This window comes from Amycolatopsis jejuensis (assembly GCF_000717335.1).
Taxonomy (GTDB): Bacteria; Actinomycetota; Actinomycetes; order Mycobacteriales; family Pseudonocardiaceae; genus Amycolatopsis; species Amycolatopsis jejuensis.
Map to the genome: position 1 here is coordinate 113,107 of NZ_JNYZ01000020.1, position 16,876 is coordinate 129,982.

General features: G+C 68.7%; 18 protein-coding genes. 7 read left to right on the plus strand and 11 right to left on the minus strand.

Going from position 1 to position 16,876, the window contains the following annotated elements; translation table 11 throughout:
• Positions 1 to 9: 9 nt before the first annotated feature.
• A complete protein-coding gene (locus OO71_RS26645) occupies positions 10 to 1,449 on the minus strand; it encodes an aldehyde dehydrogenase family protein (RefSeq protein ID WP_033292631.1) in 1,440 nt (479 codons plus the stop codon).
• 31 nt (positions 1,450 to 1,480) lie between these two features.
• Positions 1,481 to 3,151 carry a thiamine pyrophosphate-binding protein gene (locus tag OO71_RS26650; protein WP_033292632.1) on the minus strand — a complete coding sequence of 557 codons (1,671 nt, stop codon included), beginning with the start codon at positions 3,149 to 3,151 and terminating at the stop codon, positions 1,481 to 1,483.
• 237 nt (positions 3,152 to 3,388) lie between these two features.
• Here OO71_RS26650 and OO71_RS26655 point away from each other — a divergent pair, with 237 nt between their 5' ends.
• The 7 genes from OO71_RS26655 (at position 3,389) to OO71_RS26680 (ending at position 9,463) form a co-directional block, all read left to right on the plus strand.
• The gene (locus OO71_RS26655) at positions 3,389 to 4,099 is read left to right on the plus strand and encodes a GntR family transcriptional regulator (protein WP_033292633.1); all 711 of its coding nucleotides are present in this window, start codon (positions 3,389 to 3,391) and stop codon (positions 4,097 to 4,099) included.
• Between the two features lie 64 nt (positions 4,100 to 4,163).
• A complete protein-coding gene (locus OO71_RS26660) occupies positions 4,164 to 5,654 on the plus strand; it encodes an aldehyde dehydrogenase family protein (RefSeq protein WP_051792229.1) in 1,491 nt (496 codons plus the stop codon).
• Between the two features lie 106 nt (positions 5,655 to 5,760).
• Positions 5,761 to 6,519, plus strand: a complete 759-nt coding sequence (locus tag OO71_RS26665; protein WP_051792231.1) for a maleate cis-trans isomerase family protein — start codon at positions 5,761 to 5,763, stop codon at positions 6,517 to 6,519.
• 23 nt (positions 6,520 to 6,542) lie between these two features.
• Positions 6,543 to 7,517: a DUF6282 family protein gene (locus OO71_RS26670; protein WP_051792234.1), complete on the plus strand. Its 975-nt coding sequence runs from the start codon at positions 6,543 to 6,545 to the stop codon at positions 7,515 to 7,517.
• A gap of 25 nt (positions 7,518 to 7,542) precedes the next feature.
• Complete coding sequence (locus tag OO71_RS26675; RefSeq protein WP_051792236.1) at positions 7,543 to 8,694, plus strand: diaminopropionate ammonia-lyase; 1,152 nt, start codon at positions 7,543 to 7,545, stop codon at positions 8,692 to 8,694.
• Positions 8,695 to 8,801: 107 nt separating this feature from the next.
• Positions 8,802 to 8,951: a hypothetical protein gene (locus tag OO71_RS50320; protein WP_156096547.1), complete on the plus strand. Its 150-nt coding sequence runs from the start codon at positions 8,802 to 8,804 to the stop codon at positions 8,949 to 8,951.
• The gene (locus OO71_RS26680; RefSeq protein WP_033292634.1) at positions 8,948 to 9,463 is read left to right on the plus strand and encodes a hypothetical protein; all 516 of its coding nucleotides are present in this window, start codon (positions 8,948 to 8,950) and stop codon (positions 9,461 to 9,463) included. The genes OO71_RS50320 and OO71_RS26680 overlap by 4 nt, the downstream gene beginning before the upstream one ends.
• A 6-nt stretch (positions 9,464 to 9,469) precedes the next feature.
• Here the strand turns inward: OO71_RS26680 and OO71_RS51325 are convergent, their stop codons facing one another.
• The 9 genes from OO71_RS51325 to OO71_RS26720 form a co-directional block, all read right to left on the minus strand.
• Complete coding sequence (locus tag OO71_RS51325) at positions 9,470 to 9,613, minus strand: TOBE domain-containing protein (RefSeq protein ID WP_169776572.1); 144 nt, start codon at positions 9,611 to 9,613, stop codon at positions 9,470 to 9,472.
• Complete coding sequence (locus OO71_RS46610; protein WP_169776574.1) at positions 9,579 to 9,890, minus strand: TOBE domain-containing protein; 312 nt, start codon at positions 9,888 to 9,890, stop codon at positions 9,579 to 9,581. The genes OO71_RS51325 and OO71_RS46610 overlap by 35 nt, the downstream gene beginning before the upstream one ends.
• A gap of 7 nt (positions 9,891 to 9,897) precedes the next feature.
• A complete protein-coding gene (locus tag OO71_RS51710; protein ID WP_051792237.1) occupies positions 9,898 to 10,704 on the minus strand; it encodes a hypothetical protein in 807 nt (268 codons plus the stop codon).
• Positions 10,705 to 10,784: 80 nt separating this feature from the next.
• A complete protein-coding gene (locus tag OO71_RS52410; protein WP_033292635.1) occupies positions 10,785 to 11,435 on the minus strand; it encodes a flavodoxin family protein in 651 nt (216 codons plus the stop codon).
• A gap of 456 nt (positions 11,436 to 11,891) precedes the next feature.
• Positions 11,892 to 13,508 carry a thiamine pyrophosphate-binding protein gene (locus OO71_RS26700; protein ID WP_033292636.1) on the minus strand — a complete coding sequence of 539 codons (1,617 nt, stop codon included), beginning with the start codon at positions 13,506 to 13,508 and terminating at the stop codon, positions 11,892 to 11,894.
• Complete coding sequence (locus OO71_RS26705) at positions 13,505 to 14,518, minus strand: dihydrodipicolinate synthase family protein (protein WP_033292637.1); 1,014 nt, start codon at positions 14,516 to 14,518, stop codon at positions 13,505 to 13,507. Before OO71_RS26705 ends, OO71_RS26700 begins: the two co-directional genes overlap by 4 nt.
• Positions 14,519 to 14,543: 25 nt before the next feature.
• Positions 14,544 to 15,383 carry a DODA-type extradiol aromatic ring-opening family dioxygenase gene (locus tag OO71_RS26710; RefSeq protein ID WP_033292638.1) on the minus strand — a complete coding sequence of 280 codons (840 nt, stop codon included), beginning with the start codon at positions 15,381 to 15,383 and terminating at the stop codon, positions 14,544 to 14,546.
• Positions 15,380 to 15,634: a hypothetical protein gene (locus OO71_RS26715; RefSeq protein WP_033292639.1), complete on the minus strand. Its 255-nt coding sequence runs from the start codon at positions 15,632 to 15,634 to the stop codon at positions 15,380 to 15,382. Before OO71_RS26715 ends, OO71_RS26710 begins: the two co-directional genes overlap by 4 nt.
• A gap of 69 nt (positions 15,635 to 15,703) precedes the next feature.
• Positions 15,704 to 16,876, minus strand: a complete 1,173-nt coding sequence (locus OO71_RS26720; RefSeq protein WP_033292640.1) for an NAD(P)/FAD-dependent oxidoreductase — start codon at positions 16,874 to 16,876, stop codon at positions 15,704 to 15,706.

Sequence of the window (16,876 nt, forward strand, 5' to 3'; positions counted from 1 at the left end):
CGGCTGGGTTCAGTACCGCACGCAGACATTTTTCACCTGCAGGTAAGCCTCGATCGCCTCAAGTCCCTTCTCCCGGCCGAAACCGGACCGCTTGTAGCCGCCGAACGGGAACTCGACGTCGAGGCCGACGCCGAACGAGTTGACGTACACCTGACCCACCTGCAGTTCCCGCGCCGCCTGCATGGTGAGCGATACGTCCTGGGTGAAAACGCCTGCCACCAAACCGAAATCACTGTCGTTGGCCAGCGTGAACGCCTCGTCCGCAGTACGGAACGGGATCACGGTGAGCAGCGGGCCGAAGATCTCCTCCTGCGCCAGCCTGCTGGAGTTGCCGAGACCGGTGACGATGCCGGGCCGGACGAAGTTCCCGCCGCACAGCCTTCCGTCGTCCGGCAGCTCCGCGCCCAGCAGCAGCTTGCCCTCCTCGGCGGCCACGTCGTAGTACTGCGTGACATCCGTCTTCTGCGCGGCACTCACGACCGGCCCCATGTCCGGGTCTTCGAGCCCGTGCCCGAGCCGCATCGCCGAGATCTTCGCGTGAAGCCGGGCGACCAGGTCGTCGTGCACGCTTTCCTCGACCAGCAGCCGGGTTCCGGCGTTGCAGACCTGTCCGGCGTGCGTGTACATGCCACCGATCAGGACGTCGGCCGTGGCGGACAGGTCGGCGTCGGCGAACACGATCTGCGGGCTCTTGCCGCCGAGTTCCATCACGGTCGGGATGGTGTGGGTGGCGGCGGCCTGCAGCACCTTGATGCCCGCGTTCACCGAACCGGTGAACGTGACCTGGTCGATGCCGCGGTGACGCACCAGATGGTCGCCGACCGTCCGGCCGCGGCCGGTGACCACGTTCAGCACGCCGTCGGGCAACCCGGCTTCGCGCAGGATGCCCGCGAACTCCCGCATTGCCTGCGGCGTCTCCGACGACGGTTTCACGACCACACTGCATCCGGCGGCCAGCGCGGGCGCGATCCCGCGCACGGCGACGAGCAGCTGGTAGTTCCACGGCACGACCTGCAGGCTGACGCCGATCGGTTCCTGGATCGTCCAGTCCATCCACTCCGGACCCAGCGGAATGCTCTTGCCCTGCACCTTGTCCGCGTAGCCGCCGTAGAACTCGAAGAACCGCGCCGAGCAGTCGACCTCGTAATACGAGTCCCGCAACGGTTTCCCGCTGTCGAGAGTCAGCAGGCGGGCCAGCTCTTCGCGCCGCGCCGACAGCAACCGCCCAGCGTGCGCCAGTACGCGGCCGCGTTCGACCGGCCGCAGCTTCCGCCAGACGCCGGTGTCGAAGGTTTCCCGCGCCGCCTCGACCGCGAGGTCCGCCTGCCCGGCGCCGGCGAGCGCGAAGGTCGCGATGACCTCGCCCGTGGCCGGGTCGAAGGTCTCCGCCTGCCCGTCTGCCCCCTCGGCGATCTCGTCGCCGTTGATGATGAGCGGAACGTGCTGCATGGGGTGGTGCTCCTGTCTTCGTTCGTCGAGGTCAGCTGGTGGTGTAAGCCATGTAGGGGCTCAGCACGGAGAGCATCGGCACCTGCAGCACGCTCGGCCGGTCGGCCTTCAGCGCGCGTTCGACGGCACCGCCGAGCTCCGCGAGGTCGGAGACGTATTCACCCTGCGCGCCGAGCGAGCGCGCGAAACCCACCCAGTCGCGGCGTTCGAGATCCATCTCCACTTCGACGCCGTACGCGGTCCGCTGTGGCATCGCGATCGCGCCCCACTTCTGGTCGTCGGCCACCACCACGACCACGTTGGCGCCGTAGCGGACCGCGGTGTCCAGCTCTGCCCCGTGGTACCCGATCGCGCCGTCGCCGAGGAACACCACGACCGGGCGCTCCGGGTCGGCGAGTTTCGCCGCGATGGCAAACGGCACCTCGGCACCGAGGCTGCCGCTCTGCCCGGCCCGCAGGTACCGGCCCTCGGCCGGGATCACCAGGTGGCCGTCGGCCCAGAAGTCGATGTTGCCGTGGGAGGTCACGAAACACGTCGGATCCGGCGCGGCGCGGCGGACCTCGTCGATGAGCTCGACCGGGTGCAGGCCTTCGGCCCGGCGGGCGGCGCTGCTCGTGGTCGCGTGCTCGGTGCGCCACGCCTGCGTCGTCACCGACACCCAGCTGCGGTCCAGGTCCGGGAAAAGGCCGTCGGGAAGCGCGGCGAGGAAGGGCGCGACGGCGGAAACCACTGTGATATCAGGGGTTCCGGTGACGCGACCCAGTTTGCTCGCGTCCTCGTGCACGTGGACCACGGTTGCCGAGCGCGGGAACTCCTCGCCGAAGCCGAGATCGAACTCCCAGTCGTGCCCGAGCATGAGTACGACGTCTGCTTCATCGAGGGCGCGCCGGAAAGCCGGGTTCGCCGGTACGTAGCCAGGTCCGACGAACAGATCGCTGCGTTCGTCCACAGCGCCGCGGGCCAGGCGCAGGGTGGCGAACGGCAATCCGTTACTGGTCAAGAAATCCCGGACGTCGTCGCCGCAACCCTCATAGTGCACGCCGTCGCCGACCAGCACGACGGGACGCCGCGCTCCTTGAAGTGTCTCGGTGACCTCGCGGACCGCGTCGGGGTGCGGCGCGGCGCGATGCGGTTGGCGCCAGTCCGTCGTGGCGGTGACGTCGTCCGGTACCTGCGCGGAAAGGACGTCGGCGGGGATCTCCAGGTACACCGGACCCGGGGTCGGCGCGAGCATCGTGCGCCATGCACGGTCGACGTACTCGGCGATCCGGTCGGCGCGCGGCACACTCGCCGCCCATTTCACCAAGGGCCGCATGGCTGCGAGGGTGCTCAGCTCCATGCCGGCGCCTTTGTCCACTTGGGACGTCGGCGCCTGCGCACCGATCACCAGCACGGCCGAACCCGCCCGCAGTGCGGTGCCGAGCGGCGTCGCCATGTTCGTCACGCCCGGTCCGAGCGTGACGACCGCGACCCCGGGTACCCCAGTCGTCCGGTACGTCGCGTCCGCCATGAACCCGGCGGCCCCTTCGTGCCGGACGTGCCGCAGGTCCACTGCAGACCCGACACTCGCGTGGTACACGGAGTTGATCGGCCCGCCGGAGACGGTGAAGGCCTGCCGGACTCCGCGTGCCGCCAGTGCCTCGACGAGCAGGTCTCCCCCTTCGCGGGGACGGCCCGTGCGGCTTGTCGTTTCGTGGCTCATCAGTCGCTGTACTCCTTCACGCGGGTGGCTCGCCCCAGCATCGCACCTAAATGAGATTTCTGCAATATATTAGTTAGCCGGATCCGCTCCCCCGGCGCCGTCCGCCGCGGGGTTCCCCGACCGGGTAAGCATGTCGTAGCAGCCGGTACCGGCCATGCGGTACGGTTAAAATGTTATGGAACCCGCCCGGCTGCAGCCCCCCTGCGCACCGCCGACCCCTCTTCGCCACGGAGTGACATGAACCAGCGCGCCGGCACCGCCCAGCAGGCGGACCCCCCCTCGGCGATCAAGACCGACGGCCGCAAGACCCGGTCGAGCAGGGGCGAGTCACTCGTCGACGAGGCCCGCAAGCATGTCCTCGAAGACATCATCCGGGGCAGGCTGGAACCGGGTTCGGTGGTGCAGCTCGGCACCCTGGCGGACAAGTACGGGATGTCGCGCACGCCGGTCCGCGAGGCGATCAAGCTCCTCGAACGCGAGGGCCTGATCACCGCGATCGCGTACAAGGGTTACCTGATCCGCCCGGTCGAATCCGGCGACGTCCGCGACGTTTTCTTCATGCGCCGCCTGCTCGAAGGCGCCGCGGTGCAGCTGGCCGCGCAGCGGATCGACGACACCGCACTCGACCACCTGCGCCGGATGCCGCCGCCGGGCGACGAGATGACCCTCGACCACGACGAGTCCTTCCACGACTTCCACCGCACGATCGTCGCCGCCACCGGCAGCCCGCGGCTGATCAAGGCGTTCGAGAACATCTACAACGACGTGCGCCGGCTCCAGTACGCGGGAATCGGCCAGTCCCGCAAGACGGACCTGATCCACCAGGAACACCAGGCGATCCTCGAAGCCCTCGAAGCCCGTGACTCGATCGAGGCACAGCGGCTGATGGAAAAACACATCGACCTCATGCGCACGCGCGCGCTCGAGGACTGGGTCTCCGGCCGGTAACCCGCCTCCCGCACACCTCGGGAGCAAGGTCGTCTCGTGAGTAATATGTTGCTAAAATATCAATATGTCGAAATCCCTCCTCCCACCCCTGGCGGATCTTGCTCCGGACGACCTGAGCGGGCTGGCCCATCGCGCGCTCACCCACTGCGGTGCCGACCTCCCGCCCGCCGGTGAGCTGACCGCCACCAGCCCGATCCTGGGCAGCACGCTCTGCAGCTACGCCCCCGAGCCCGGCATCCGGGCGGCCGTCGGCGCCGCACAGGCAGCTTTCGAGCAGTGGCGCCGGGTTCCCGCACCACGCCGGGCCGGGGTCGTCCGGCACCTCGGGCGGCTCCTCGAACTGCACCGAAACGACCTCGCCACGCTGATCACGCTCGAAGCAGGCAAGCCGGTCGCGGAGGCGCGCGCCGAGGTCGGCGAGATGATCGAGATGTGCGAGCTCGCCGTGGGCCTCGCCCGCAAGCTCGCCGGGTCGACCTTGCCGTCCCAGCGCGACGGCTTCCGCCTGGTCGAGACGTGGCATCCACTCGGGCCGACCGCGGTGATCTCGCCGTTCTCCTTCCCCGGCGCCGTGTGGTCGTGGAGTGCCCCGGTGGCGCTCGTCTGCGGAAACCCGGTGCTGTGGAAGCCGTCGGAACACGCACCGCTCACCGCGCTGGCGGTGAGTCACCTGCTCAATGTCGCCGGACGCGACTGCGGCGCGCCCCCTGATCTGGGTCAAGTGATCCTCGGCGGACCCGAAGCAGGTCAGGAACTGGTTCGCGACGAGCGCGTCGCCCTGGTCCGGCTGTCCGGCCGGACCGAAACCGGCCGTGACGTCGCCACCGCCCTCGCGCCGACGTTCCGCCGCGCCGAGCTTCACCTCGGCGGTAACAACGCCACGATCGTCACCGGCACAGCCGACCTCGATCTCGTCGTCGACGGCGTCGTGGCCGCTGCGACCGCCGCCGCCGGTCAGCGGTGCACCACCATGCGGCGGCTGATCGTGCACCGGCCCGTCGTCGGCGAGCTGCTCGACCGGCTGATCAGCGCGTACGAAAAGCTCACCGTCGGCAACCCGCTCGACCCCGCCACGAACGTCGGCCCGCTTCGCGATTCCGTCGTCCACGAACGCCTGACGGCCGCCATCGCCGCTGCCCGGCGGCAAGGTGGGCACGTCGTCGCGGGCGGAATCCGGCTCCCCGCCGCCCCAGACGCGTACTACGTCGAACCGGCCATCGTCCGGATGCCGGGCCAGAGCGCCATCGTCCGCGAGGAAACGCTGGGTCCGCTGCTCTGGGTGCTCGACTACGGCGAGTTCGACGAGGCCATCACCCTGAACAACGCGGTCCGGCAAGGGTTTTCGTCCAGCATCTTCGGCAACGACCACGCGGAGATCGGGCAGTTCCTCGCCGCGCACGGGTCGGACTGCGGGATCGCGAACGTCAACCTGCACACCTCCGGTGCCGAGGTCGGCGCCGCATTCGGCGGGGGAAAGGACACCGGCGGCGGCCGCCAGTGCGGCTCCGACACGTGGATGGCGAACATGCGGCGGGCCACCAGCGCGATCCGCTGACCCCGGCCACCCCTTGAGTAACTGAAATTTCTGTGACATATTACTTGGTACAGCGACCGCTCACCGTCGCGGACCCCGCCACTCTCGCTTCCCGAAGGGGCGCAGCATGACCGCATCGAATCAAACACCGAACCAAACACCGGACCAAGCACCTCCCGCACCGGCCGCCCGCCGCATCGGGCTCATCGTGCCGTCGACCAACACGGTCGCCGAGCGTGATTTCTGGACCTATTCCCCGGAATCCGTGTCCGTGCACGCGAGCCGGATGTACATCGAGGAAACCACCGCCGAGGACGAGCGCCGGATGGTGACCACCTACCTGCCGGACGCCGCGCGGGACATCGCCACCGCCCGGCCCGACGTCGTCGTCTTCTCGTGCACGAGCGCCGGTGCGGTGCTCGGCGCGGACGGGGAACGCGCCATGATCGCCGACCTGGGCAAGACCTGCGGAGTTCCGGTCGTCAGCACGAATGCGGCCGTGCGCCAGGCACTCGTGCGGCGGGGGCTGAAGAACGTCGCCGTCGTCACCGCGTACATCCCGGACCTGACCCACCGGATCGTGGCGGGCATCGAGGCCGGGGGAATCCGGGTGCCGCAGTCCTTCGGGCTCGGGATCGTCGACCCGTTCGGGATCGCGGACGTCACCCCCGAGCAGATCGAAAAGTTCATCCGGGACAACGTTTCCCCGGACGGGATCGACGGAATCTTCCTGTCCTGCACCAACCTACGCGGGTACGAGACCAGGGCCCGGCTCGCGAAGTGGTCCGGGCTGCCGGTCGTCACCAGCAACCACGCCGCACTCGAAGGCGCGCTCACCATCCTCGGGCTGTCGGCACTCGACGCCGACGCGCCCGTCCAGCACTGACCGAGAGAACGAGGAGTCCAGAAATGAAGCACGGCACCACCGGGTTCGGCGCGGACCTCGTCGACCTGCGCGGCGCGGTCGACATGCACATCCACAGCCACCCCTGCATGTTCCCCCGCCTCACCGACGACTTCGAGGTGGCCGTCGCCGCGCGTGACGCCGGGCTGCGCGCGATCGTGCTGAAGTGCCACCACGAAAGCACGGTGAGCCGGGCCTACTACACCCGCACGATCGTGCCGGACATCGAGGTGTACGGCGGGATCGTGCTCAACTCCTATGTCGGGTACGTGAATCCGGCGGCGGTCGACGCGGCACTGCGCTTCGGCGGGAAGGTCGTCTGGATGCCGACCTCCGACGCCGGGTACCACGCGCAGATCCACGGCTCGACCGGCAACTACGGCACGCAGGCCGGGGGCATCGAAAACGCGGACGGCTACTGGGTTCTCGAAGACGGGAAGCTCAAGGACGAGGTCGTCGAGGTGCTCAAGCTGATCGCCGAGCACAACGCCGTGCTGGCGACGTGTCACCTGTCCCCCGCCGAGATCGTCGCGCTGGTCGAGCGGGCGCGGAAGGAGGGCGTGGAGAAAATCCTCATCACGCACCCGTTCTACAAGGTGCCGAACCTCGACATGGCGACGCTGGAGCACCTCTGCAAGCTCGGCGCCATCGCCGAGTTCATCTACACCGGCGTTTCCCCGTTCTGGGCCGCGGAAACCGTGGACAACGTCGCGAACGCGATCCGCCACCTCGGCGCGGACCGGTGCATCCTGGTGTCGGACTCCGGGCAGCGGCACAACCCGGTCGCACCCGAAGCGCTGCGGCTTTTCGCCCAGATGATGCTGGAGAAGGGGATTTCGCAGGACGACATCTCGCTGATGATCCGCGAAACCCCGGCCGCGCTGCTCGATCTGGACAAGGGCCCCGCGGTGCGGTCCCCGGTCGAGATCTCCCGCCTGGGCAGCAAAGCGGCCCCGCTGGGCGACTGCGCCTGCAGCTGACCGATACGACAGGGAAGGAATCACCATGACGCAGATCCGGGTCGTCAGCCGGGACGGCACGATCGACGACCGCCTGCTCGCCCGCGTCGAGCAGCTGCTTCCGGAAGCCGGGTACCGGGAAGCGGCCGAGACGCTGACCAGCTGGCCGGGATACGCGCCCACGCCGCTGGTCTCGTGCCCCGACCTCGCTTCGGCGGCCGGGGTGGGCCAGCTCCTGGTCAAGGACGAGTCGGCGCGGCTCGGGCTCAAGAGCTTCAAATCCCTCGGCGGCGCGTACGCGGTGCGGCTCGCGTACCGGCGGTGGCGGGAGGAGCACGGCGCCGACCGGCCGATCACCGACTTCGTCGTCACCTGCGTCACCGACGGAAACCACGGCCTCTCGGTGGCGTGGGGCGCGCGGGAACTGGGCTGCCGGTGCGTGATCGCGGTCCCGGCCGCGGTGACCGACCGGCGGGCCAAGGAGATCGCCGACCTCGGCGCCGAGGTCCGGCGGGTCCACGGGAACTACGACGAGGTCACCGCCGCCAACTCCGCCGAGGCCGCCCGCGAGGGCTGGGTCGTCATCACCGACACGTCGTCGACCGACGTCGCCGGCAGCACCGTGCGCGATGTGATGCAGGGATACCGGGTGCTGGCCGAGGAACTCGTGACCCAGTGCGGGGACGAGCTCCCGACGCACGTCTTCCTGCAGGCCGGATGCGGCGGGATGGCCGGGGCGCTCACCGCGCACCTGCTGACCCGCTGGCCCGCGGACCGGTTCCCCGCGGTCGTGATCGTCGAACCGGAGAAGGCCGCGTGCCTCCTCGAATCCGCCGCGGCCGGCGAGCCGCAGATCGTCGGCGGTACGCACGAGACGATCATGGGCGGCCTCGCGGTCGGCGAGATTTCCTTGCTGGCGTGGGAAATCCTGCGTGATGCGGCCCGGCACTTCACCGCAATCGACGACTCGCCCGTCGCACCGGCAATGCGGTTGCTGGCCACCCCGGCCGCGGACCGCCCGGCCGTCGTGTCCGGCGAAACGGGTGCGGCCGGGGTCGCCGCGCTGACGGCACTCGCCGCCGACCCGGCCGGCCGGACCGCGCTGGGCCTCGGAGAACACAGCCGCGTCCTGGCCGTCAACACCGAGGGCGACACCGATCCGGAGCTCTACGCCGAACTCGTCGGCACCCTTCGCTGACGGGACCCGGTGGACCGGCTGCCCCGGGCCTGTCCACCGGCCGGGCCGTAACGAACCGGCTCCGTTGCGCGACTCGCCATCGGACACTTCCCAGCCGAGGAGGAGCCGTGCCTGACCAAGACGGACCACGCCCGCCGATCCCCGCCGCGCCGCCGATCGCCCCGCCGGACGAGGACTTCTCCTACCCGACGATCGGCACCGAGAAAGTCCTCGACCGGGGCGTACGGCCGGACGCCGAAGAAGCGCACGAAGAATGACCACCGCACCCGTGGAAAAGGTCTCCGGTCTCGTCATCGCGAGTCTCATCGAGAAGGAAATCGACAACGTCCGCGCCAATGCGAGTTCGCTGCAAGCCCGCGGATTGGCGGTGATCAGTTCGTCCGGCACGCTGGTCACGCTGCTCTTCGGGCTTTCCGCGCTGTCGACGAAAGCGCAGAACTTCACGCTCGGCAGCAATGTGAAGCTCCCGCTTTACCTCGCCGCCGCACTGCTGGCACTGGCCGCGACCGCCGGGATCTTCACGAACGCTCCCCGCCGGAGCGACGCTATTTCCCTGAAAAGACTCACCCCGCTGATCACCGAAGACAAATACTGGAATGCCCCGGCAGTCCACGCCGAACGGGAAGTAGCCACGACCAGGCTGACCGTCGTCCAGAATGCGCGCACGATCAACATCAAAACGGCGCGGATTCTGCTGGTGGCGATTCTCCTGGAAATTGCCGGGGTCGCCTGTGTCACGTGGGCGGTCGTGGCGCTGGTTTCGGCCTGACCCCGGTCAGCCGGTCGCGAGCGAGATCTCGGTGGATTTGACCAGCGCGACCACCGGGGTGCCGTCCGCGAGACCGAGTTCGGTGACGGCTTCCCGCGTGATCGACGCGGTCAGCTCACCGCCCTCGACCGCGACCTTCACCGTCGCCATGGCCTCCCCGCTGGTGACCGCGGGTGACCTGACCGGCCAGCTGGTTGCGGATGCTGATCCCGGCCACCGGGCCGGTCGCCAGCGACACCTCGGTCGACTTGATCAGCACGCGGACCGCCGCGCCCTCGGCCAGCCCGAGCTCCTCCACTGCCTCCCGGGTGATCGCGGCGGTGACCTCCTGGCCGCCGGAAAGACGTGTCTTGACCGTCGCCATCGCCTCGCCCGGGGTGATCGCGGTGACCGTCCCGCCGAGCTGGTTGCGGATACTCAGACCTATGACCGGACTATAAACCGACCACCAGCGTCACGACACCGGAGACGTACCGGCCGCCCTTGACGTCCCCTTCCGGCACCAGCCGCGGCCGGGCCAGCGGGCTGCCGTCCTCCACAGTGGACAGTACGAGCGGACGACCGCCGACGGATTCCTCGGCGAGGGTGACCGCCGCGCCGTACCCGTCCTCGCCGACCGCCACCACCGGCAGGTCCGCCCTCGGCAGCACCCCGGCCGCCAGCAGCACCGCAGCCAGCGGGGGTCCGGTCTCGGTGTGCGTTTGCGGCCCGGCGCCGGACTGGAACGTGACCCGCACCGTGCGGGCAGGCAGGTACGCGGGCACGACGACTGTTGTCCGGTGCACCGTGACCACCCGGACCGCACCCGGCGGAACCGGCTGGGGTCCGGCGTCGGACACGGACACGCGGATGGACCGCACGTCGGCGACGTCACGGCTCCGGTTGCGATCGCCCGGAACGCTGAGCCGGATCCCGGAGCGCGCGCGGGTGAACGTTGCGGCGTGGTTCCCGAATGCCGGGTCGAGCTCGCCCAGCGCGAAGGTCGAAGACTGCCCGTGGCGACCGGAGACCTGGACGACCACGCGAAGAGCGGTGTTCTTCCCCGCCGGAGTGATCGGCGCCGCCTTGACCACGACGTCGTACAAGCTGGCACCGGCCAGGTCGGCCGGGGAGTACTCGGCCGGGCTGGCGACCGCGCCGGAGACCCCGACTGCCCTCGCGGGAGCCGCCGTGGCCGGAGCCGCGCCGAACAGGACAACCACCGCGAATCCGATCGCCACGACGAACCGGTGCATCACCATGACTGCACGCTACCTCGGTCATCGCGTCCGCAAAAGCGTCAATATCGGCGCCGTGTCACCGCATCTGCGGTTTCTTGAATTCAGGGCATGGCCGGTGAATCCCACACCCGATTCGAGCGCTGAGTGTCGATCCGGTAGTCGGTGACCCGTGCTTCGAACAGCCGCCTGCCCAGGTCGGTGGCGTGTCCGAGGGGATTGCCGGGATCGGACCGCACCTCGCCCCGGCTGTTGCCGATGCCGACGGCCACGCCGACGAGCTCCTGGTGCAGGTAGCGGGTCAGTTCCTGGAACTGCGTGACCAGCCCGATCGTGGCCCCGCGGTAACTCTCCTCGCAGGCGATGAGCAGCGCGACGCGCTTGCCGGTGAGGCCGCCGACGATGGTGTCGCTGTCGGGTGCGCTGCCGGAGGTGTAGCAGAACAGCCGGTCGAAGAACGTTTTCAGGGCGCCGGACATGCCGTACCAGTACAACGGCGTCGCGATGATCAGCCCGTCGGCGGGGATCAGGCGTTTGCGCAGCAGGCTCTCGTAGCCGTCGCCGATGGTGCAGGTTCCGTCGTCGCGGCTCCGGCAGGTGCGGCAATCCCGGAGCAACCCCTGGACATGATCGGCGAGATGCACGAAGCCGACCTCGTGCCCCGCAGCCCGGACCCCCTCCGCAGCGGCGTGCGCCATCGTCGAGGAGTTACCGTCACGGCGAGGACTGGCATTGAGCACAAGAACCTTGGACACGCAGCGATTCCTTTCGGTCGTCCTTTGTGGCGAACCGCGCCGGCGCTGCGGGTATTCCGGCCTTGGTCTGCCCGAGTCCGGACAGACCAAGGCCGCAGGCGTCCGCCGGTCAGTGGACGGCCGTTCCGAGCAACTCCCGGACCTGCCGCCCGGACTCGATCGCACCGTCGGCAGAACCGCACCAACCGGTGGCAATATCCGACGTCGCAACCGCCAGCCGACCCTCCACCCGGGCGAAATCCGCGCCGGGCAGCAGGACCTTGACGCTGGCCGTCCAGCTCGTACCGCTGCACCTCGGTCCAGAGCGCGGACTGGAACCAGTGGAAGTACGCGCCACCGACGACTATCACGTCTCAGGACACCGACATCGCAGACCTCCTCGCTCGACGCGCACCTTGCCGCAGCGACTGTGTCGGCGGCGGAGGGTTCACCGCGAGGAGGCATTTCCCCGACCTACTACCGGGCCCGCGAGAACAGGAAATCAATCGATGGCGCCGGAACATCCCCACTGATCCGGCAGTCCAACAACACCGGGCCACGACGCTCCAGTAACGCAGGCAGAACGTCGAGATCCACCAACGTCCGCACAGTCCGCGCCCGACACCCCAGCGCTTCGGCCACCGCAGCCAGATCCGGCGTCGGAACGGCGGCCACCTCGGTACCCGCGGCGTGCATCTCCAGGTAGCGCACCTCGGCACCGAGCGCCTCGTCATTGCTGACGACCATCAGAATCGGCACGCGCTCCCGAACCGCAGTTTCCACGTCGTTGAGCGCCATCATGAACGACGCGTCTCCCATCAGGGCAACGGTCAACCGGTCCGGACGGCCCAGCGCGGCCCCGATCGCGCCGCCCACGGCGAGCCCGATCGAACCGGCGCCGGACATCTGGAGGAAGGAACCCGGGTCGGTGACCGGCAGGTGCGGGATCAGGTGGCTCTGGTGCCGTCCTCCGTCGTACACCAGGGTCTTCTCCGTCGGCAGCAGTTGATGGAGCCGCTGTCCCATGGCTCGCGGGTCGAGCCGTCCGTCGGGGGCCAGGCCGGACCCGAGCTCGGGCGGCCGGGACTCGCCGAGGCGCGCTTCGAGCGCCGGGGTTCGGTGCCCTGGCGAGCGGACTCCCCGCCGCGTCAGTTCCTCGACCAGCGCCACCGCCGCGAGCCGGGCGTCTCCCAGGATGCGCAGCTCCTCGTCTGCCGAAACGAAGGCCGACTCGTCGGAATCGAACTGGACCACCAGAGAACGGTCGAGCAAGGCTCCGTCGTAGGTGGTGAACCGGCTGAGGGAAGCGCCGAACACCAGGTACACATCGGTGGCCGTCGCGATTTCCGTGGCCAGGCCTGAGGAGTACGTCCCCAGAATGCCGAAGTCGAAGCGATCACCATGAAAGAGACCCGGGGCACGCAGCGTCGTGAACATCGCGGCGCCGATCAGGTCGCCGAGCGCAGTAAGCGCCGCCCCGGAAGCCACGGCACCTCGTCCGGCAACGATCGCCGGACGGCGGCAGTCCTCCAGCAGATCGCATACCGTGTGAATGTCTTCGGCACGAGGCGCAATCGGGACCGGCCGCGAGTCGACCGGCTCATCGACGACATCGAGGTGCTGTGGTTTGTCCAGTGCCGCAACACTGTAGGAGACGACGACGGTCCGACCCTCGGTGCAACAATGCCAAGCGACAACGGTGTCGCGGACGAGACAGCCGGGGTCGGCGATCGCGGTGAAGCCGATCCCCAGGCCGTCGAAGACCGCTTCGGCGGCAAAGGGTTTCGGGACCGGCGAACCGAACCCGGTGATCACCAGCACCGGTGAGCCCGCGTGGTGGGCGGTGTTGATCGCGGTCAGCCCATTGGACACGCCCGGTCCACCGGCCAGGATCACCACCCCGGGCCCGCCCGTGGTGCGAGCATACGTGTCGGCCATCGCCACGGCCTGGTTCTCGTGCCGCGCATTGACGTACCGCACACCGAGATCGCTGAGGTGCTGCGCAATCCGCGCGACGTCGTCGCCGATGATCCCGAAGGCGATCTCGACGCCCAGCTCCTTGAGCTGATGCGCAACGGCCTCGTGCCCGTTCACGCGAACCGCTCCGCAACCTCCCGGATGACCTGCTGGTACCGCGCGATGTGCGCCTTCGTGTCCCGGACGTGCTTCTCCGGAACCAGATCCTCCGTGTACGGCGGGCGGCACTTGCCCACCTTGAGGTATCCGGCCTCGTTCACCCGGATCTTCTCGAGCGGGACGTTGTACTTCGCGAACTCCATGAAGTCCTGTCCGACGAGGAACGGCTCGTGCGCCCAGCGCAGCCGCTCGGTGAGCCACCTCGCGTCCTCGGTGCGCCCGGCCTGCAACGCATCCCGGAGTGCGAGCACCGGCCCCGGGCCGCAGGCCGTCGTCGACGACCAGGCCATCCCGACGAGCTCTTCCCCGTACATTTCCCAGGCGGGGAACCAATCCGTCTCGATCGGCATCAGCGGGAAGCTCTTCCCGGTGTGCGCCATGTCGTTGTGATAGCGGAAGCCGACCGACGCACCTCCCGCGTACTTCACCGCAACGCACTGCGGAAGGTCCACCAGAGTCTGGTACACGCTTCGCGGGATGATCCCGCCGAACGCGGCAGTGTTGTCGTAGACGACGATCGCCAGCTCGGGAACGGCTTCAGCCACGTCACGGTAGAAGCGCTCCATGACCGGGCCGACCATGTTTCCCCACATCGGCCGTCCCAGCAGAGTTCCGGTGATACCCAGTCCGGCAAGGAACCGCATGCGCGACACGGTGTCCCGGGTGTTGAGCGTGGTCGTCCCGATGAAGACCGGGAAGCCAGGACGCACCGCCCGCACCGTCTCGGCGACCGTGCCCGCGAAGTCCTGCCATTCCTTCAGGGTCAGCGTCGCACCTTCGCCGAGAGTGCCGTTCAGGGCAATGGCGTCCACCCCATCGCGGATGAGGCTCCGGATCATGCGTTCGGTCTCGGCAAGGTCCACGGTGTCTTCCGCGTCCACCCGTTCCGCGCCGGGCAGGGCCGGGGTGGGCGGGTAGGCCATGACCCCGCGCAGGTCGGTGCCGGTCACCTCGGGCAGCTTCGTCATTCGGCTCTCCTTTGCGTGCAGGTCGCTAGATTCGTGCCGCTGCGACCGCGGTACCCGTGAGCCAGGCCGACACGGGTTCGTAAGCGAGGGTTTCGAAAGAGGCGGCCGCGGCCCCGGCGGTGACGAGCCACGTGCGGATCTCGTGGGCGCCGTTTCCGGCCAGGTCGATTTCCTCCGGCCGGTAGGAAACCAGCCGCTCGGGGTTCCCGGAATCGAGGCGGGCGAGGAAGTCCCTGTCGAAACCGGTGTTGATGGTCCCGGACTCCGGCATCCCGACCCAGTGGGACAACCCGCCGGTGCCGACGACGACCACCCGCCGGTACGTGCTCTGCGCTTCGACCGCCGCGCGCAGCATCTGCCCGAACCGGAGGCATCGCCGTGCGGTCGGCCACGGCGGGTTCACGCCGTTGACGATGATGGGCGCCAGCGGGTACCGGCCATGGGGGTCGACGTGCTCGAACGGGACGCAGAAGTTCTCGTCGAAGGCCAGGCCGCCCTCGACCAAGCTCGGGTCGAAATCGGCTTCGAGCGCGTAGTGGTACAGGTGCCGCCCGAGCTCCGCCGCCCCCGGGTAGGTCCGCTGCTTGACGTTCAGGAACTCGGCCATTTCCGGGGTGACCGGCCCGGGGTAGCTGTCGCCGGTACAGATCGCGAACGCGGGCAGGTTGGCCAGGAAGAAATTGGTGAAATGCTCGACGGATACCGCGATGATCGCGTCCGGCTGCAGTTTCTCGATGCGCCGCCGGACTTCGCCGAGGGCGGCTGTCACCGCCAAGCGTTGCGCCGGTTCGGCCTTTTCGGGAAAGCCCGTGATACCCGGTGCATGGGACATCGCGAAAGCACCCACGACCTCGCCGGAACTCATCGGACCTCGCCCCGCAGCCCCGCGTAGTAGTCGGCGCGCTCGACCCCGATCTGCAGGGCGCAGAAATACAGCAGGTACGGATTGGCTCCGCGGTCGTAGAGCGTCTTGAAGTCGAGTGTTCGCATGGCTTCTCTTTCGTCCCCGTGAACGTCGTAGGCGTCCAGGACACTTTCCGGGTCGGCCGTGAAATCGGCCGCCAAGGTGGGGTCCTTCCGGATGTCCCACAACAGCTTCTGCAGGCTGAACATCATGGATCGACACCTCCCGGAGCCGACGTTATCCGCAGTGGTCGTGCGCGCTAAGTACCCGGCCGGGCGTATTCAGACGACGTCCGGCCACGGGATCCGCGCTTCGATGGCCGAGCGGTAGCGGACCAGCTGCTTGGGCGCGTTCACGCACAGCGCACCCCGGATCGCACCGTCCCGGCCGAAAAGGGCGACGAGCTTGTCCTGGCTGCTCTCCACGATCTCGACCTGGCTGGCCGCGGTGGAGCGGCCGACGAACCGCATCCGGGCGTCGAACTGGTCCGACCAGAAGTACGGCACCACCGTGCACGGTTCCCGCGCGCCGAGCAGTGCCCCGGCCGCATGCCTGCCCTGGCTGACGGCGTTGCTCCATTGCTCCACGCGCATGGTCTCGTCGAAAAGCGGGTTGTACCACTGGGCGACATCTCCCGCGGCGACCACGCCTTCGACGCCGGTCTGCAGATATTCGTCGCAGACCACGCCACCGGCAAGGCGCACCGGACCGTCGCGCAGCCAGCCGACCGCGGGGACGGCCCCGATGCCGGTGACCACCAGGTCCGCCGACAGCACCGTTCCGTTGCCGAGCCGCAACTTGCTCGTGTCCGGACCGGATTCGATCTCCTCCACGGAGGTACCGCAATGAATGCGAACGCCTCGCCGCTCGTGGTACTCGCGGAACCATTGTCCCACCTCGTCGCCGAGCACCCGGCTCAACAGCACCGGAGCAATTTCGATGACGTCGACGTGCAGGCCCATTTCGCGGGCGGTGGCCGCGACTTCAAGGCCGATGAACCCACCACCGACCACCGCGAGGCTTCGGGCCGCCTTGAGTTGATCGTGCAACGTGACCGCGTCCCGCATCGTCCGCAACGAACGAGCGCCGGACTCCTGGTGTCCCAGTGATTCGAGAGTCCTTGCCGTCGAACCGGTCGCGATCACCAGACCGTCGTACCGGACCTCACGCCCTTCGCCGAGGGATACCAGCCGGCGCTTTCCGTCCACTCCGAGCGCGGGTGCGCCCAGCTGCAGGGTCACCCCGGAGTTCTCGTACCAGGACGGGTCGCGCAGGAGCGATCGCTCCGGGTCCGGTCCGTCCCGCAAGGCCTCTTTGGACAGTGGCGGCCGGTCGTACGGGAGCATCGGTTCGGCCCCGACGAGCGTGATGCCGCGTTCGTAGCCGAAGTCGCGCAGCCCCTGGATGGCGTGCACCGCCGCGAGTCCCCCGCCGACCACGACGACCTCATCCAC

What these genes read in the sequence shown, in the direction of transcription:
- OO71_RS26645 (WP_033292631.1), bottom strand. Translation starts at nt 1,449, where the DNA reads ATGCAGCACGTTCCGCTCATCATCAACGGCGACGAGATCGCCGAGGGG.
- OO71_RS26650 (WP_033292632.1), bottom strand. Translation starts at nt 3,151, where the DNA reads ATGAGCCACGAAACGACAAGCCGCACGGGCCGTCCCCGCGAAGGGGGA.
- OO71_RS26655 (WP_033292633.1), top strand. Translation starts at nt 3,389, where the DNA reads ATGAACCAGCGCGCCGGCACCGCCCAGCAGGCGGACCCCCCCTCGGCG.
- OO71_RS26660 (WP_051792229.1), top strand. Translation starts at nt 4,164, where the DNA reads ATGTCGAAATCCCTCCTCCCACCCCTGGCGGATCTTGCTCCGGACGAC.
- OO71_RS26665 (WP_051792231.1), top strand. Translation starts at nt 5,761, where the DNA reads ATGACCGCATCGAATCAAACACCGAACCAAACACCGGACCAAGCACCT.
- OO71_RS26670 (WP_051792234.1), top strand. Translation starts at nt 6,543, where the DNA reads ATGAAGCACGGCACCACCGGGTTCGGCGCGGACCTCGTCGACCTGCGC.
- OO71_RS26675 (WP_051792236.1), top strand. Translation starts at nt 7,543, where the DNA reads ATGACGCAGATCCGGGTCGTCAGCCGGGACGGCACGATCGACGACCGC.
- OO71_RS26680 (WP_033292634.1), top strand. Translation starts at nt 8,948, where the DNA reads ATGACCACCGCACCCGTGGAAAAGGTCTCCGGTCTCGTCATCGCGAGT.
- OO71_RS51325 (WP_169776572.1), bottom strand. Translation starts at nt 9,613, where the DNA reads ATGGCGACGGTGAAGGTCGCGGTCGAGGGCGGTGAGCTGACCGCGTCG.
- OO71_RS51710 (WP_051792237.1), bottom strand. Translation starts at nt 10,704, where the DNA reads ATGGTGATGCACCGGTTCGTCGTGGCGATCGGATTCGCGGTGGTTGTC.
- OO71_RS26705 (WP_033292637.1), bottom strand. Translation starts at nt 14,518, where the DNA reads ATGACGAAGCTGCCCGAGGTGACCGGCACCGACCTGCGCGGGGTCATG.
- OO71_RS26710 (WP_033292638.1), bottom strand. Translation starts at nt 15,383, where the DNA reads ATGAGTTCCGGCGAGGTCGTGGGTGCTTTCGCGATGTCCCATGCACCG.
- OO71_RS26715 (WP_033292639.1), bottom strand. Translation starts at nt 15,634, where the DNA reads ATGATGTTCAGCCTGCAGAAGCTGTTGTGGGACATCCGGAAGGACCCC.